This is a genomic window from Pseudoalteromonas pernae, from assembly GCF_039831865.1.
GTDB classification, from domain to species: Bacteria; Pseudomonadota; Gammaproteobacteria; order Enterobacterales; family Alteromonadaceae; genus Pseudoalteromonas; species Pseudoalteromonas pernae.
In genome coordinates, this window is sequence record NZ_JBDODM010000006.1 from 81,635 (window position 1) to 97,825 (window position 16,191).

The 16,191-nt window shown below is 46.3% G+C and carries 15 protein-coding genes; 13 read left to right on the forward strand and 2 right to left on the reverse strand.

Going from position 1 to position 16,191, the window contains the following annotated elements:
* Nucleotide 1: 1 nt before the first annotated feature.
* From V1358_RS14380 to V1358_RS14440, 13 genes are all read left to right on the forward strand, one after another.
* Nucleotides 2-1,546, forward strand: a complete 1,545-nt coding sequence (locus V1358_RS14380; protein ID WP_347389981.1) for an HAL/PAL/TAL family ammonia-lyase — start codon at nt 2-4, stop codon at nt 1,544-1,546.
* A complete protein-coding gene (locus tag V1358_RS14385; RefSeq protein WP_347393970.1) occupies nt 1,539-1,967 on the forward strand; it encodes an acyl-CoA thioesterase in 429 nt (142 codons plus the stop codon). The genes V1358_RS14380 and V1358_RS14385 overlap by 8 nt, the downstream gene beginning before the upstream one ends.
* The gene (locus tag V1358_RS14390) at nt 1,964-2,476 is read left to right on the forward strand and encodes a LolA family protein (RefSeq protein ID WP_347393971.1); all 513 of its coding nucleotides are present in this window, start codon (nt 1,964-1,966) and stop codon (nt 2,474-2,476) included. Before V1358_RS14385 ends, V1358_RS14390 begins: the two co-directional genes overlap by 4 nt.
* Nucleotides 2,477-2,481: 5 nt before the next feature.
* The gene (locus tag V1358_RS14395; protein WP_347393972.1) at nt 2,482-4,737 is read left to right on the forward strand and encodes an MMPL family transporter; all 2,256 of its coding nucleotides are present in this window, start codon (nt 2,482-2,484) and stop codon (nt 4,735-4,737) included.
* Nucleotides 4,724-5,974, forward strand: a complete 1,251-nt coding sequence (locus V1358_RS14400; RefSeq protein WP_347393973.1) for an NAD(P)/FAD-dependent oxidoreductase — start codon at nt 4,724-4,726, stop codon at nt 5,972-5,974. The genes V1358_RS14395 and V1358_RS14400 overlap by 14 nt, the downstream gene beginning before the upstream one ends.
* On the forward strand, nt 5,974-6,534 hold the full coding sequence (locus V1358_RS14405; protein WP_347393974.1) for a DUF3261 domain-containing protein: 561 nt from the start codon (nt 5,974-5,976) through the stop codon (nt 6,532-6,534). Before V1358_RS14400 ends, V1358_RS14405 begins: the two co-directional genes overlap by 1 nt.
* Complete coding sequence (locus tag V1358_RS14410; protein ID WP_347393975.1) at nt 6,531-7,790, forward strand: beta-ketoacyl synthase N-terminal-like domain-containing protein; 1,260 nt, start codon at nt 6,531-6,533, stop codon at nt 7,788-7,790. Before V1358_RS14405 ends, V1358_RS14410 begins: the two co-directional genes overlap by 4 nt.
* Nucleotides 7,783-8,238: an ApeP family dehydratase gene (locus V1358_RS14415; RefSeq protein WP_347393976.1), complete on the forward strand. Its 456-nt coding sequence runs from the start codon at nt 7,783-7,785 to the stop codon at nt 8,236-8,238. The genes V1358_RS14410 and V1358_RS14415 overlap by 8 nt, the downstream gene beginning before the upstream one ends.
* The gene (fabG, locus tag V1358_RS14420; RefSeq protein WP_347389973.1) at nt 8,235-8,960 is read left to right on the forward strand and encodes a 3-oxoacyl-ACP reductase FabG; all 726 of its coding nucleotides are present in this window, start codon (nt 8,235-8,237) and stop codon (nt 8,958-8,960) included. Before V1358_RS14415 ends, fabG begins: the two co-directional genes overlap by 4 nt.
* Nucleotides 8,960-10,177 (forward strand): beta-ketoacyl-ACP synthase, encoded by a 1,218-nt coding sequence (locus V1358_RS14425; RefSeq protein WP_347393977.1) that lies wholly within the window; start codon nt 8,960-8,962, stop codon nt 10,175-10,177. The genes fabG and V1358_RS14425 overlap by 1 nt, the downstream gene beginning before the upstream one ends.
* A gap of 3 nt (nt 10,178-10,180) precedes the next feature.
* Entirely contained in the window at nt 10,181-10,990 is an 810-nt protein-coding gene (locus tag V1358_RS14430; protein ID WP_347393978.1) for a MipA/OmpV family protein, read from the forward strand.
* A 2-nt stretch (nt 10,991-10,992) separates the two neighbouring features.
* On the forward strand, nt 10,993-11,421 hold the full coding sequence (locus V1358_RS14435) for an excinuclease ABC subunit A (RefSeq protein WP_347393979.1): 429 nt from the start codon (nt 10,993-10,995) through the stop codon (nt 11,419-11,421).
* Nucleotides 11,422-11,544: 123 nt separating this feature from the next.
* Entirely contained in the window at nt 11,545-13,779 is a 2,235-nt protein-coding gene (locus V1358_RS14440; RefSeq protein WP_347393980.1) for a carbohydrate binding family 9 domain-containing protein, read from the forward strand.
* Here the strand turns inward: V1358_RS14440 and V1358_RS14445 are convergent.
* Entirely contained in the window at nt 13,776-15,134 is a 1,359-nt protein-coding gene (locus V1358_RS14445; protein WP_347389968.1) for a DUF2254 domain-containing protein, read from the reverse strand. The genes V1358_RS14440 and V1358_RS14445 overlap by 4 nt on opposite strands.
* A gap of 41 nt (nt 15,135-15,175) precedes the next feature.
* Nucleotides 15,176-16,114, reverse strand: coding sequence for a Solitary outer membrane autotransporter beta-barrel domain (locus V1358_RS14450; protein ID WP_347393981.1), 939 nt, complete (start codon nt 16,112-16,114; stop codon nt 15,176-15,178).
* Nucleotides 16,115-16,191 lie beyond the last annotated feature (77 nt).

Consider the following 16,191-nt stretch of genomic DNA (forward strand, 5'->3'; position numbering starts at 1 on the left):
CGTGTCTAACCATTCAACAGTAACCTTTGGTGCTACACCACTTCGAATTGAAGACATCGTGGCATTTGCCCGTACGGACGTTAAAGCCAATATTAGCGACGACGACGCGTTGCGCATTAAAATTGATTCTGCGGTCGCGTTTTTGGATGAACTGCTGGAAAAAGAAGGCGTAATCTATGGCGTAACCACAGGGTATGGCGACTCAGTAACTGTGGGCATTCCACTGGACCTTGTTAAAGAATTACCGCTACATCTAACTCGTTTCCATGGTTGTGGTTTGGGGCAGTACTTCTCCAATGCCCAGTCCCGAGCAATTTTAGCGACACGCTTAACCTCGCTTACGCAAGGATATTCCGGCGTAAGCTGGCAGTTGCTGCACTTATTGCGTGACATGATCAATCACGACATTCTACCGTTGATCCCACAAGAAGGATCAGTAGGCGCCAGTGGCGACTTAACACCGCTATCATATGTAGCGGGAGCGTTGGTAGGCGAGCGCGATGTCTATTACCAAGGTGAGGTGATGCCCTCGCGAGAGGCATTCGAGAAAGTGGGCTTATCGCCCATAACCTTGCGCCCAAAAGAAGGCTTGGCGATTATGAACGGCACGGCGGTCATGACCGCTGTCGCATGTTTAGCCTATGACCGAGCAAATTACCTGCACAAACTAGCTACACGAATCACCGCGTTGAGTTCGCTGGCACTCAAAGGTAATAGTCACCATTTTGATGAAATTCTTTTTTCGGTGAAACCGCATGCTGGCCAACAACAAGTCGCTGCGTGGATACGTGAAGACCTTAATCATCATAGTCATCCGCGTAACGCTGAGCGTTTGCAAGATAGATACTCGATTCGTTGCGCACCGCATGTGATTGGTGTGCTTGCTGACTCTTTACCTTGGTTACGCCAGTTCATTGAAAACGAACTGAATTCTGCCAATGATAACCCCATCATCGACGGCCAAGGCGAACACGTGCTGCATGGCGGCCATTTCTATGGTGGCCATATCGCTATGGCTATGGATAGTATGAAAACTGCCGTGGCAAATTTAGCTGATCTAGCGGACCGTCAAATTGCATCGTTAGTCGATACTAAATATAACAATGGCTTACCCAGTAATTTGAGTGACGCTGATGACACCCGCCGCTACATCAATCACGGCTTTAAAGCGGTGCAAATTGGTGCATCATCGTTCACCGCCGAAGCGCTTAAATTAACGATGCCAGCAAGTGTGTTCTCGCGCTCAACAGAATGTCATAACCAAGACAAGGTAAGCATGGGCACTATTGCTGCGCGAGACTGCATGCGCGTGCTTGAACTCACCGAACAGGTGTTGGCGTGCACGCTGTTAGCAGCAGTGCAAGGCCTACGCATCCGCATCAAGCAGGGCGAAGTGAACGAGCATGGTTTAAGTGAAAATATTCGCACAATGTATAGCGATATCTGTGGATATTTTGATAACCTCACAGAGGACAGACCTCTTGAGCACACATTGCGCACAACCGTTGATTATATCGTGCAGCAACGTTGGGATTTATATGAATAATAAAAATGCGCTGTTGAGTGCAGCGGTAGAAATTGAAATTCCATTTCACGACTGCGATCCCATGAACATTGTGTGGCATGGAAATTATGCGCGCTACCTCGAAGTGGCGCGTTGTGAATTGCTGCGTAAATTTGATTATGATTATTTGCAAATGGTGGAGTCGGGGTATTCTTGGCCCATCGTTGATATGCGTATTAAATACATTGATTCCGCTGTTTTTACCCAGACTATTCGTGTCGAGGCGTACCTCAAAGAATATGAAACTCGCTTGAAGATTGATTACATCATCTTCGATGCTAAGACCAACAAACGCTTAACTAAAGCCTACACAGTTCAGGTTGCGGTCGACCCAGTAAGCAAAGAAATGCAATATGTCTCGCCACAAATTTTGCTTGATAAGCTCAAAGGAGTGGTTGAATGAAGCGGCTTCTTATTCTCTTAGCTTTGGCCATATCAACGTGTGCTCATGCTGACTCAGGCAGATTCGAACAAAGCAAATTGTTCGCAGGTTTTAAACAAGCGTTCGTAAGCACTGGGCAATACTCTCTAGAAGATGAGCAATTAGTGTGGCATACGATTACCCCCATTGAGTCGCAGCTTAAAATTGACGCAACGGGCGTATATGAGCGCCAAGCTGATGGTGAATATACAGCGCAAGTGCAAACGGGCCCATACGGTGCGTTATTACCGGCCTTGTTGGCGCAGGACGAACAAGCCTTGGCGCAATTTTTTAACTCTCAATTGATTCCCAGCCCTGAGCCTCTGTCTGAAAAGTCACTTGAGTGTGTGCAATTGGAGCCGAAAACTGCAGAGTTGCAATCAATATTCAGTCATTTCGTTAGTTGTGCGCAGGCACGCAATGTCGTGTTCATTGGCTTGTACGAAGGCAATGGCACATCAACTGAAATTACCTTAACACCGGATAGTTAATCGTCATGAACTCTCGCTTTCATGTTGCTCTGTTGGCGCTGTTTCCGCTGTTGCTAGCTGCTGCGATTATTGCGCTGGCGCAGTTTAAGCCCATCAGTATAAAAAGTGACATGCTGGCGATTCTGGGTAGCTCATCGGCGAATAACGAACACGCCGCTACCGTAGATTTTTATCGGGCTCAAAAAGTACTGTTGGCGGGCCAACAATCGCGTCTTGTGTTTTCAATCACGGGCGACAATGCGCATCAGGCTTATACAGAGTTAGCAATAGCGCTCGAGCAACTCGACGTTGTTATACAAGAACACCAAGCTGACTTGCAGCAAGTTATTGATTTTTATACGCCTTACCAAGGTGCGCTGATGAGCCAAGCTTACCGCCAAGCGATAGCTAATCCAGTCAAATTCAGTGAATATTTTACCCGTCAGCTGACACAAACATCCTCACCTTGGTTAAGCAACAGTGTTGGCGAAGACCCATCTTTGGCGACTTATAGTTTTGTCAGTACACTGGGAAGTGCGCAGGCATTGACCTTGGTTGATGGTAAATTGCAAGCACGCGAGAAAACGGGTGAGCCCGTGTGGGTGCTAATCGCCGACAGTCCTGTTCACGGCGACTCCATCACCGGTTCAATAGCATTAGCTGATGCTATCAAATCAGCCATCTCAGCGATAAAAAATACCCACAAAAGCGTTGAAATTCTCTACTCCGGTGTGTTGTTCCACAATGCTGAAAATGCCAAGCAAGCAAAATGGGAAATGAACCGTTTTGGCGCGATTAGTGTCCTGCTTTTGGCGGGGTTTGTGTTGATATTCTTGCGGGGTATGGCACCGCTTTGGATAAGCTCCCTAACGGTTGTCAGCGCCATTTTGGCAGGTGTTCTTGCTGTTTGGCTAGTACGTAATGAAATTCATTTGCTCACTTTAGTGTTCGCGACCACTTTAATAGGAGTGGCGATTGATTACGCTTTCCATGCTATGGCGCACAAGAGTGAGCAACCATGCGGGTATTCGCCTGCGCTTCAACGCGGTTTACTTCTGGCACTTTGCTCTACCAGTATTGGTTATTTGTGCTTTTTGACAGCGCCGATGGCACTGCTACAAGATGTTGCCATTTTTGTCGTTGCTGGCTTGTTGGCCGCCTGGGTGTTCGTACGTTTTTGTTTACCATCAGCGCGCGTTAATGTCACTCTTAGACCTCACATTAGCCGAGTAGCCCACAAAGCAATCGGTTGGCAGCACAGTATTCGCCGCTATGCCAAGGCGTTGGCGGTTGTTATCACTGCGCTGTGTGTTGTTGTTTGGGTTTTGAATCCGCCCAAGTTGAATGATTCAATCGCCAGTTTTAATGCCAGTAGTGAATCACTAATTGCAGCTCAAATTGCTCATGGAGGCTATTTAAGTGGTGGCGCTCAAAGCCATCGCGTGATCGTCAAAGGTGATGATATTCAAGACTTGTTGGTTAATGAGGAAATGCTCATTGATTCATTAGCTCCGAGCAATGCAAAAACCTATGGTCTGAGCTCGCTATTACCGAGTGAACAGCGGCAAAAAGCGTCATTAGCCTTGTATGATCAAGCAATCAAAACCGAAGTGTTTTCGCCCATTACGCAGTTCACCGGACAAAACATCACCACACAAAACCCTGCAGTTCTGAGTTTTGATGTGTTTTTGTCGGGACCGTTGGCTGCAACCTTGCCTTTACCTGTTGAGTCGCAAGGTAAAGTATACTCGCTGATGAATGTTTCCGGCGCAGATGCCTTATTGCTAACGCAAACGTGTGCTCAATTACAGAACTGCGCTGTTGTTGATGTCGCCGCACAACTAAGCCAAATACTGGCACATTTTCATAGCAGCATTCACTGGGCTTTGCTTGTCGCGCTCATTGCGATCTTTATTATTTTTGTGGTCAGTTTTGGCATTCGCAGTGGTGTAAAAATGAGCGCGTGGTTAGCGCTGACAGCGTTTTTTATCGTCACGCTCATCAGCACCAATGCCGCCATTTCCGTTTTTCACACCCTTGGCCTTATTTTGGTTTTGGCATTGGCGGTCGATTACTTTATTTTCTATCGCCAAGGTGGTTACAGCAACGAAACCTTTGCGGCAATCAGTTTATCAGCACTGTCATCGTTGGCTGTGTTTGCCATGCTAATATTTTCAAAAACCCCAGCAATAAGCCAGTTTGGTGCCGCCGTATTGGTAGGCTTGATTGTTGTTTATATTTTGGCGCCTCTGAGTATCGAGAATAAAAATGAACAAGAATGATTCCACAACGGACATAGTGGTTATCGGTGCTGGCCCCTCCGGTGCACTTGCAAGCGCGTTATTACAGCAAAAAGGGTGGCAAGTCACGGTGCTAGAAGGGCAACATTTTCCGCGCTTTTCAATAGGCGAGAGCCTGTTGCCGCAATGTATGCACTTTTTAGCCGAAGCTGGCATGGATAAGGTCATTGATGAGCATGCGCTAAAGTGTGGCTTTCAGTTTAAAAATGGCGCTGCGTTTCACCACAATGGTGTTGATACAGCCATTGATTTCACGGATAAATTTACTCAAGGGCGTGGCACAACTTACCAAGTAAAACGTGCACCTTTTGACAAACTACTTGCCGATACTGCCGCAGCGCAAGGTGTAAATATTCGATATGGCCATCGCGTTACCGGCTTTGTGGAGCACGAAAGAGGCGTAACCTTAAGTGTGAGCGCCAGTGATGGGGACTACGAACTCGAGACTCGCTTTGTGCTCGACGCTAGTGGGTTTGGACGTGTATTACCGCGTTTGCTGGAGCTGGAAAAGCCATCAAGTTTACCAACACGGACCGCACATTTTTGTCATATCCAAGACGGCATTATTGATGAGCGTTTTGACCGAGATAAAATTCTGATCAGTGTGCATCCACAGCACCGGGATATTTGGTACTGGCTGATCCCGTTTTCAGATGGCACAGCGAGTCTGGGTGTTGTCGGGGAACCAACATTATTTGATGATAACCTCAGTGCCTCTGAAAACTTATGGAAGCGAGTCAAAGAAGAGCCCAATCTTGCTCAGGTATTAGCCCAAGCACAGCCTATCAACGAAGTGCAAACCCTTGGTGGATATTCCGCGGATGTTAAAAGCTTGTATGGTAAGCGATTTGCCCTGCTGGGTAATGCCGGCGAATTTCTCGATCCGGTGTTTTCATCGGGTGTGACTATCGCACTAAAATCAGCGTCTTTGGTTGCTCCTGTGGTTGATGCTTACCTCAAAGGCGAGGATGCTGACTTTGAAACGCAATTCGCGTTGCCGTTAAAACAGGGCGTTGAATGTTTTAAAACCTTTGTAAACGCATGGTACGACACTCGCTTTCAGGATGTCATATTTTACCCACACCAAGGGCAAGATATTCGCCGCATGATAAGTGCAATTCTAGCAGGCTATGCGTGGGACGTTGAAAACCCCTATGTAGTGCAAAGTGAACGTCGATTAAATGTATTGGCTCAACTTTGCAAAATGGAGCCGAGTTAATGCGCGCAATCTTGCTGCTTGTCATCTTGTTTATAAGTGGTTGTGCGGCCATCGAGCACAAGCAAACTGGCGAAACTGTGTATTTTCAGCCAGCGACAAGCTTAACTCTCAGTGCACCAAGCGCTGAACTTCTTGGTAATCAATGGCAAAAACGCATGTATGTGACGCGTGGTGGCAGCAGTAAAACTTTGTTGAGCCAACTCGCTATTGACGACAATGGCAAAGTGAATTTGGCTGTTATGACGGCGGTGGGGATTCCTGTTTTGACCCTCACTTTCGACCAGGTTAATGGAATTCAGGCAAAAGAGTTTGTCGACCTAGCTGGGTTAAACCCACAGTATATTTTAGCCGACATCCAGCTAGTGCATTGGTCAGCTACGCAATTGCAAGCGCATCTTCAAGGTGCCAAGATCAATGAATATTTAAGCCCTCGCGGACAGGTTCGAGAAGTCCTTGATGATGAGCGAGTGATTATGACAATCACTTATGAACAAAACGCCGTAGTGCTTAAAAATGAATTACGTGATTATGAAATACGATTCGAAGAGGTAATCCCATGAAGGCTTGGCTCAATGATGTAGGGATCGTCAGTGCCTTAGGAACCACTAAATCAGCCCATCTTGAAGCGCTTGCGAGTGCGTCGAATCAGCCGTTAACGCAAAACACAGGGTTGAGTCACACAGGCTGCGACCCTTTTGTAGGTAAAGTGGCTGGTGTTGACCTTAATACTACCCGACGCAATAACCAGATTATCGATTTAGCGCTTACGCAACTCCAGCCAACGTTGGCAGCGGTCTTTGCACGATATCCTAAAGAGCGCATCGCGGTGGTTATGGGCACCAGCACAGCGGATATTTACGACGGTGAGAGGGCTCGGTCGGAAAGGGCTCGGGCAGAAAGGGCTCGGACTGAACGGGCTCGGTCGGAAAGGGCTCAGGCGGGTAAGAGCAATAATGAGGGTGATAACACCCAAGTGTGGCCACAAGGGTATCACTATCACCACCAAGCACTGGATGCACCTGCTCAGTACATCAAAGCAAGGTTAGGCCTACAGGGCTTGGCTTATAGCATTTCGACTGCGTGTAGTTCGAGCGCAAAGGCACTAAGTAGCGCTAAGGGTATGCTAGAGGCGGGCCTCGCTGATGTGGTGATATGCGGAGGTGCAGACAGTTTGTGCCAACTAACGGTAAATGGCTTTGCTGCACTCGCTTCTACGAGCGAAGCGCTGTGTCGTCCTTTTGCCGCGGATAGAGATGGTATTAACATTGGCGAAGGCGCTGCTATCTTTGTAATGAGCAAAGAGCGTTCACTTGGGCATGCCAGTACGGCATTGATAGGTTGCGGGGCCAGTTCGGATGCGTATCATATGTCCGCCCCAGAACCTACTGGAGAGGGGGCGCAAAGTGCTATGCATCAGGCGTTAGCCGATGCAGGAATTAAACCGCAGGATGTTGATTACCTTAACGCTCATGGTACTGCTACACCTAAGAATGATGAAATGGAAGCGCAGGCGATTGCCCGTGTGTTAGGATGTGATGTTCCTGTTAGCTCGACGAAGCATTGGACCGGGCACACATTAGGGGCTGCTGGCGCCATTGAAGCAGCGATTTGTTGGCTCCTGATAGAGCAGCAGCGTTTAGCGGTGGACTTACCCTTGTTGCTACCCAAACAAGGCAGTTACCCACTTGATGATTCGCTGCAAAACATAAACATAATTCAAAAAGAAATAATAAAGAAACCAAAGATTTGTATGAGTAACTCATTTGCCTTTGGCGGAAACAACGCCTGTCTTATTCTCGGAGAAGTCGATGCTTGATATCGATATGTCTGCATTGATCGCCCATCGTGATCCCATGGTGCTCATTGACTCTCTGATTGCTTTTGATGAAAGCACGGCTCAGTGCCGTGTCACAATTACGCCGCAAAGTGCCTTTTACGATACCCAACGTGAGGGGGTGCCTAGTTATATCGGTAGCGAATATATGGCTCAAGCCATTGCCGCCTATGCAGGTGCCCATGATCTCGATAGTCAACGGGATATAAAGATAGGTTTTTTACTTGGAAGCCGCAAAATCCGTTGTCATCAGCCATTTTTCCATAACAACTGGGTACTAGAAGTACATGTTGAAAAGCTGATTCAAGATGAGTCTGGGCTAAGTGTATTTGAATGTAAAATTATGCATCAGGAAACGTGCATCGTCGAAGCAAAAATAAACGTATTCCAACCTGCTGATCCAATGAAATTTATAAAGGAAAACCAATGAGTAGACGTATTTTAGTAACTGGCTCAAGCCGAGGTATTGGTAAAGCTGTAGCACTAGAGTTGGCTCAACAAGGCTTTGATATTACTTTACATTGTCGCTCTAAAGTAGAACTTGCGGAGCAGGTAGCACAAGAAATTACAGCTTTGGGCCGCGCAGTTAATTTATTGGTTTTTGATGTGACCGACCGTCAAGGTGCCAAGGCGGCTATTGAAGCCGATATTGAAGTTAATGGCGCTTATTACGGTGTTGTGTGCAACGCTGGCGTGACACGTGACACCGCGTTTCCCGCGATGACCGATGATGAATGGGATACTGTCATTAGCACAGGTCTCGATGGTTTTTACAATGTTGTTCGTCCCCTTGTGATGCCAATGGTAAGCGCGCGCAAAGGTGGCCGAATTATTACCCTTGCTTCTGTTTCTGGTATTGCCGGAAACCGTGGTCAGGTGAATTACAGTGCCGCTAAAGCGGGTATTATCGGCGCCACAAAGGCGCTATCGCTTGAACTAGCAAAGCGCAAAATTACCGTAAACTGCGTCGCGCCTGGGCTCATTGCTACAGAGATGACTGAAGACTTAGATACCAAGATGCTACTTGAGCATGTACCAATGCGTAGAATGGGCAGCGTGCAAGAAGTGGCTGCTACTGTGGCGTTTTTAGCATCAGACTCGGCAGCGTACATCACTCGTCAGGTTATTTCAGTGAATGGCGGACTAGTATAATGAAACGAGTTGTTGTTACTGGGATGTCGTGTATTACGGCGCTTGGAGATAACTGGGAAAGTTTTAGAGCGGCGCTCGAGCGAGGTGAAAACGCCGTACAAGAAATGCCGAATTGGCATGATATTAGCGATTTAAACACCAAATTAGCGGCACCCATCACAGATTTCGAACGTCCGAGTCATTACAAGCGCAAGATGGTGCGCTCAATGGGTCGTGTTGCCTTAATGTCGACTGTGGCGACAGAGCGTGCACTCGCGCAGGCGCAACTACTGGATCATCCTTCACTCACCAATGGTGATACAGGCGTGGCATATGGCTCATCAACCGGCTCGACGCCGCCATTGATTGCCTTCGCAGATATGATGAAAACAGGGCAAATGACGGGTGTAACGGCAACTAGCTACATTCAAATGATGGCTCACACCGCACCTGTGAATATTGGTGTGTTTTTTGGCCTAAAAGGTCGCGTGATCACCACCAGTTCTGCGTGCACCTCGGGTTCTCAAGGAATTGGTTATGCCTACGAAGCGATTAAGTATGGGCGTCAGAAAGTAATGGTTGCCGGTGGTGCCGAAGAGCTGTGTGTCACCGAGGCCGCGGTGTTCGACACCTTGTATGCTACTAGCTGCAAAAACGATACACCCAAGGCAACGCCAAGACCTTTCGACTCAGATCGTGACGGCCTAGTTATCGGTGAAGGCGCAGGTACACTTGTGTTGGAAGAATATGAACATGCCAAAGCACGTGGAGCAACTATCTTGGCTGAGCTCGTTGGATTTGGTTGTAACTCTGATGGCCAACACGTCACTCAACCAACCAGCGAAACCATGCAAGTTGCCATCGAAATGGCGTTGGCCGATGCGCAACTAAGCGCAGATGAAATCGGTTATGTTAATGCTCATGGTACCTCTACAGACCGAGGCGATATTGCTGAATCGCACGCCACATACAATGCTCTAGGCAGTAAGCCTATCAGTTCTTTAAAGAGTTACCTCGGGCACACTCTAGGGGCTTGTGGCGCGATTGAAGCGTGGGCGAGTATTGAGATGATGCGAGATGATTGGTTCGCGCCGACGATTAATTTAGACCAGGTTGATGAGCAATGCGCACCGTTAGACTATTTGACTACAGCGCGTGAAATGCACTGTGATTACGTGATGAGTAATAACTTCGCATTTGGTGGTATCAACACGTCTTTAATTTTTAAAAGAGTGTAATGCATGATGGCTAAATGGGTATGGGTCGTGTTACTTGGACTAATGAGTGCGTCGAGTTATAGCGATGAACTTGACCTCGGTGCTGGCATCTTCAGCACCTCTTTGCCTCATTATCTTGGGTCGAGTGAGCACAATAATTACACCTTACCTCTGCCATATGTGCGCTACCGCAGTGATAAAATTAGTGTCGATCGTAACAGTGCGGTCGGCTATTTGTGGCAGCAGGGCAATTGGCATCTTGATATCTCGGCAACGGCGAGCCTAGCGGTTGATAGCCAAGACAACCAAGCGCGTGCCGGAATGGACGACCTTGATTGGGTTTTTGAGTTAGGCCCAGCTCTTGATTATTACTTTAGCGGTAATCAAACAAGTGCTGGCTATGCCAAAGCCGGGCTGTTTTTACGCAAGGCCATCGCGAGCGACTTTTCGAGCATTGATGATTTAGGCTTTCGCATGGGCCCTTATGTGCAATGGCAGCAAAACATGTGGCGAAGCGAAGATGCGTCTGTGACTATGACGACTCGCGGTGCAGTCAACTTTGCGACCTCAGAGTATGTAAATTACTTTTACGGCGTGACCGAGCAATATGCCAATGACAATCGCGAAACATATGATGCCGAGCGAGGTTACAGCGGCAGCGAAATCTCGATAGGCCTAAACTACGATTCAAAACGCTGGTGGGTCGGTGGTTTTGTCAAATATTACCGCATCAAGGATGCACGTTGGCAAGACAGCCCACTGGTCGAGCGCCATCATAATATCGCCTACGGTATTGGTGTGGCATGGAAGTTTTACAACAAAAAATGGAATTAACTATGAAAACAAAACTATTACTGGCAACTGCGTTGTTAAGTTTGTCGTCTACGGCACTGGCTAGAAATGATATTGGTCAATACTCAATAAACGAATTACTGCACACCAGCAAGGCTAAATCAGTGTTGTTAGATGTGCCTTTGTATTTTGGTCAACAATCGCATAGTGAAGTAAAGGAAAGCTTTGGTGAAGTTATGACCAATAAGAAAACTAACGCCTTTAATAAATCAGACCGAGAAGCGTGTGAATGGGTCATGCTAAGTGCATTGAAAGCGCTGCAAGAGCGTGCTCAACGTGAAGGTATGAATGCCGTTGTTAATATCCAATCTTTTTATAGAAAACGTGAGTTTTCTAGTGAAACTGAATATGAATGTGGCGCTGGTGCTTTGATCGCTGGTGTAACGCTCAAAGGAACGTTAGTAAATCTCTAACACCTTGTTTTTGATTTTATATTGGAAATTAATGCACTAAAAACTAGCTTTTTGTTTTCATCTTGTTAACATTGACCAAACTTTGCTGCGAGCAAAAGGCTAGTTGTAGAAATAAGGATATTTATGGTGCAGTTTAAATGCGTACCTGTGTACGCAGGTGTATTCGCACTAGGGTTTAGTGCAGCATCCTTTGCATATCCACCCGCCCAAAACTATTCACTTGTGCACCTTCAAGAACAGGTGCAATTAGACGGTCATTTAGATGAGTCCGTGTGGCAGCAAGCCACAAAAGTACAAGTAAACACACAGAATTCGCCGTTAGAGCGAGCTCCATCTCCTGTGCAAACAACCGCTTACATGTTCGAAGATGGGCGCTATTTCTATATTGCGATTGATGCAAAAGATCCAAATCCAAGCCAAATTCGAGGTGCACTTCGTGATAGAGATGAGCTGTGGCGAGATGATAATGTAGGGATCGTCATCGACAGCCTGAACGATGAGCGCAATGCGTTTGAGTTTTTCGTAAATGCTTTCGGCGCTCAAGGCGACATTCTGGCGACTGACTTTGACAATTGGCAAGAAGACCCAAGTTGGGATGCAATTTGGTATAGCGCTGCGAAGATAAACGATGATGGTTATTCAGTGGAAATGAAAATTCCACTGACAGTGTTGAGTTTGCCTAAAACGAAAGAGCCAATCACTTGGGGCTTTTCCGTGGCACGTAACTATCCTCGCGACCCACTGTATCAAATTTCCAATGTCGGTTTTGATCTCGATATTAAGTGCAGTTTTTGTCAATTTGATAAACTAACAGGCCTTGCAAATCGCACTACCCAACGCGACGTGATGGTAACGCCTTATGTGAGTATGCAGCGCAGTGATAGTAAGGAATCAGTGCCAGGTCCTTGGGTGGATGGGGATGCTGACTACAATGCGGGAGTTGACCTGCGTTGGCGCGTTAATGATGAAACCCTAGTCAATGCCACTATTAATCCCGACTTTTCACAAGTTGAAGCAGACGCCATTCAGCTGGATGTAAATACCAACTATTCATTGTATTACGCAGAAAAACGTCCGTTCTTTTTGGACGGTTCTTCTTTCTTTCAGACCAATGAGTTAGAACTCATGTACAGCAGGACAATCGCTGATCCTGATTATGGCTTGAAAGTAACAGGCAAAAATAGCGCGCACACATATGCCATGTTGGTTGCCGATGACAATAATCCTTCTGTACATCTACCCTCGAACCAAGGTTCATCTCCAGCACAGCTAAATGAGCAAGTAGTCAATATGGTTGGCCGTTATCGCTATGATGTGGGGCAAACGGGCGGTGTGGGTGTAATGATGACGCACCGTCAAGGCGGTGACTACCACAATACCGTGATTGGTGTAGATGGCACATCATCATTTAATGATTCAGACTCAATAAGTTATGCTCTGGCCTATGCTGACACGCAAAATGACGCAGAATTTGCTGCTAATTGGCAGCTTGATGAGCAACAAGCAGGCACAGCAGTTAACCTAAGCATAGAGCGACTAAAGCGTGATTACGCGCTACGTGCCCAAGTTGAACAGGTGAGCGAGGATTTTCGTGCCGATATGGGCTATCAGCCGAAGTCTAATTACCGTGAAATTGAACTCGGTGGTGGTCAAACTTGGTATGGTGAAGAGCATGCGTGGCTTACCAAATGGGGTTACGACCTCGAGTGGGAAAAAAGTTATGACCTCAATGGGGAATTACTCGAAGAGCAATTTGAAGGTTATGTGTTTGGTGACGGTCCCCTGATGTCTAATTATGAAATTGGTGGATGGCACAGCGAAGAGCTTTATTACGGTGAGTACTTTACCCAAAATAACGGCTACATTTATGTAACTGCGCGACCATTGCAAGATTTAAACTACACACTTTATGCCAACTATGGTTCACGAATAGATTATAGCAACGTTCGATTGGGTGATGGCGCGGACATCGAAAACACCTTTAGCTGGGATGTTAGTCAGCATCTTCAATTGCAGTTGAGTTACAACTACAGTTTCCTCGATGTGAAAGATGAAAACGTATACGAAGCTCACCAGTTCGATGTGCGTATGTACTACAAATTCAATATTAACAGCATGTTGAAGGTGATTTGGCAGTTTGAAGATATCGACCGCAATCAACAAGCCTATTTGTATCGTCAGGTGCATGAACGCAATCGCGATTTTGGGTCACAGGTTGTGTACTCTTACATGATCAACCCGCAGTCAGTGTTCTATCTTGGGTATTCAGACAGTGGTTATCAAAATGATAACTTGGATGAATTAACGCGAACGGACAGAACCTTCTTTACTAAAATCAGTTATGCATGGCAGCTTTAATCAGCTGCCTGCGTTTGTGATAACTTAAACTCAATATTATCGCCACGTTTGGCGGCGACATGGTTCATACGCTCCAACATCCGATTTATGTGCGCTCGCTCATATGGGTTATTGATATTGTGCTCGGCGTCGTAGACCGTCGCTTGCACGTAATTATAAAGCGCTCTGGTGTAATCTCGATTGTGCTCACAGACAAATAATATATTTTTGAGAGCTTCGATAAGGTTAACCAAAATAGTGGGGTCGCCACAGCCATAATGGCGGATTGGATCAAAGTTTTGTTCTAATAATGAGGCTAAGCTTGGCTCATAAAACCACAGTCGTGGTTTGTTTGAATCACAGTTTAAGAGTGTGTAGTTATAATCCCCGACATGTAGCCTAGCGATAGTTAAAATACTCAACATATCAACGGCTTTCACAGCTGTCCCCGGGTCGTTTATACCTGGGCTCAATGCTTTAATGGCAATTTCCGCGATTTGTCTAAGACCATAGCTGTAATGATCGCCGATATATTCTTCAATATAAAAGACACTACAGGCATTTATTTTCTCGCAAAGCTCTTGGTTATCGCTAATGTCATAACTGATTGCCATGTAGGGAAATCCCTCTACACAAAAAAAGCCCGGCTCAACTGCAACCACAACTTCTAAATTATGCTCGTTTAGCAACTTAGTTAATTGCTGCGTATTTACGCCCTTAAAGTAGCCAGCGGTGGGGCTGGGCAATTGGTACCAATCCTGATAGTGGGGAACAAGCGTTAAAACGTCCTGCTGCTGGTATTCAATCAAGCATTTAAGCTGTTTATTTGTCTGTGAAAATAGTGTGTTGAGTACGTTGTCTACTTGGATAGAACGAGAAATAGAGTGAATGAAAAACACGAATAATATCAGCGAGTATATGCCTAATATGAGCGCAACGAATGTTGCTAGCGCTGGAATGTTAAACTGTTCTTGGTCTTCGTGAATATTCATCAGGGTTAGTAAGGTAAAGACAATACTGCCGAGGTACATGCCCAGCACATACTGATGCGCTTTCATAGTGATCAAACCGGGAAGCACTCTTGGTGACAATGTCGCGGCGGCATTATTGAGTACCACCATCACCATAGAGAAGCTAAACACAGTTAACGAGATAAGCCCTCCTGCTAGGATACTCAGCAGCGTCTTGGCAGTGTCTATATCCGACACAAAAAATATTGACCAATCTTGCTTGAATTGCATCACCCAAGACTGATACTCAAGAGCGGCTAACACCATTGCTAGTGTCATTAACAGGCTGATAATAATGGCAGGGTAAAAGCCAATGCTGGCGACAATGGCGCGATATCGTGCTGCGAGTTTTCTCGGTGCTTGCATGTAGACGCATTCCTTAATATTAGCGTGAGGGGGCGGGGCGGTTACTCGTTAAAATAAAAAACGACACTGCCACCTTCGAGCGCACTGCCGTGATGATAATTAAGGCCAATACCTACATTATCTAGCCATGATAGCCATGGGCTTGTGTCGAACAGTATGCCTATCCCGTATTCATAAAAATGGCCAGTAGCGAATGCACTGGCGCTATCGCCGCCAATATCGACGCGATGGGCTTTGAGATAGAAAGCCTGAGATAAATCGCCAAAATGAGCACCATTGAATCGCGCTTTGATGCCATTTTGATAGCGCCAGCCCTCGGGTCTGATTTTATCAAGCCCGGATGGCTCAGCTAACGAGCTGCCGTAGTAATAGTTGAAGCTGGTTTTATATTCGTAATATCCCCAATGCCGAGGGAGGCGATACATCATTTCTATGTGCGGGTTGGCGATAAGCGCATTACTACTGATGTTCGCAATGACACCATCAAATTCGGGTTGGAGTACTTCTTTGCTTTGAGGTGAGTTATATCTGTAGGAATTATCGTAATGAAATGCTTGGATACGCGCGCCAAAGCCAAACCACCACTTGGAACTAATGGGGCGCTCGAATACCCAATTCGCACCTAAGCCATAGATATCTTCCGCAACGACATCATCAATTGCTTGATCAAATAAATTGAGACTGTTGGTTTGATTTAAAAAGCTTGCTTGAATATGAAGTTCGCTATCAAAGTTGTCAAAGTAAACGGGTGAGCGTGTTGCTTTGGTGATTGGTAGCGTAAATACATTGAGATCTTGGCGCAATTCATTGTCAGTTTCTTGGTCTGAATTGAATAAAGCGGCTGGAGAATTAAAGTGCCCATACCCTATGTTCACCGATTCGCCATTGGTCAGGACCATGGCGGTAGCGTAGGTCTGCTCAATAAACTTCTCTACTGTGGCGTAAGATAAGGTGCAGTAACTAAACGAAATTAATATCAAAAGAAGGCGCACTTAGTTGCTCTAGGTAATTGATTACACAACAACTATAGCAAATGGGTACGAGCCAGCAAGTGTGC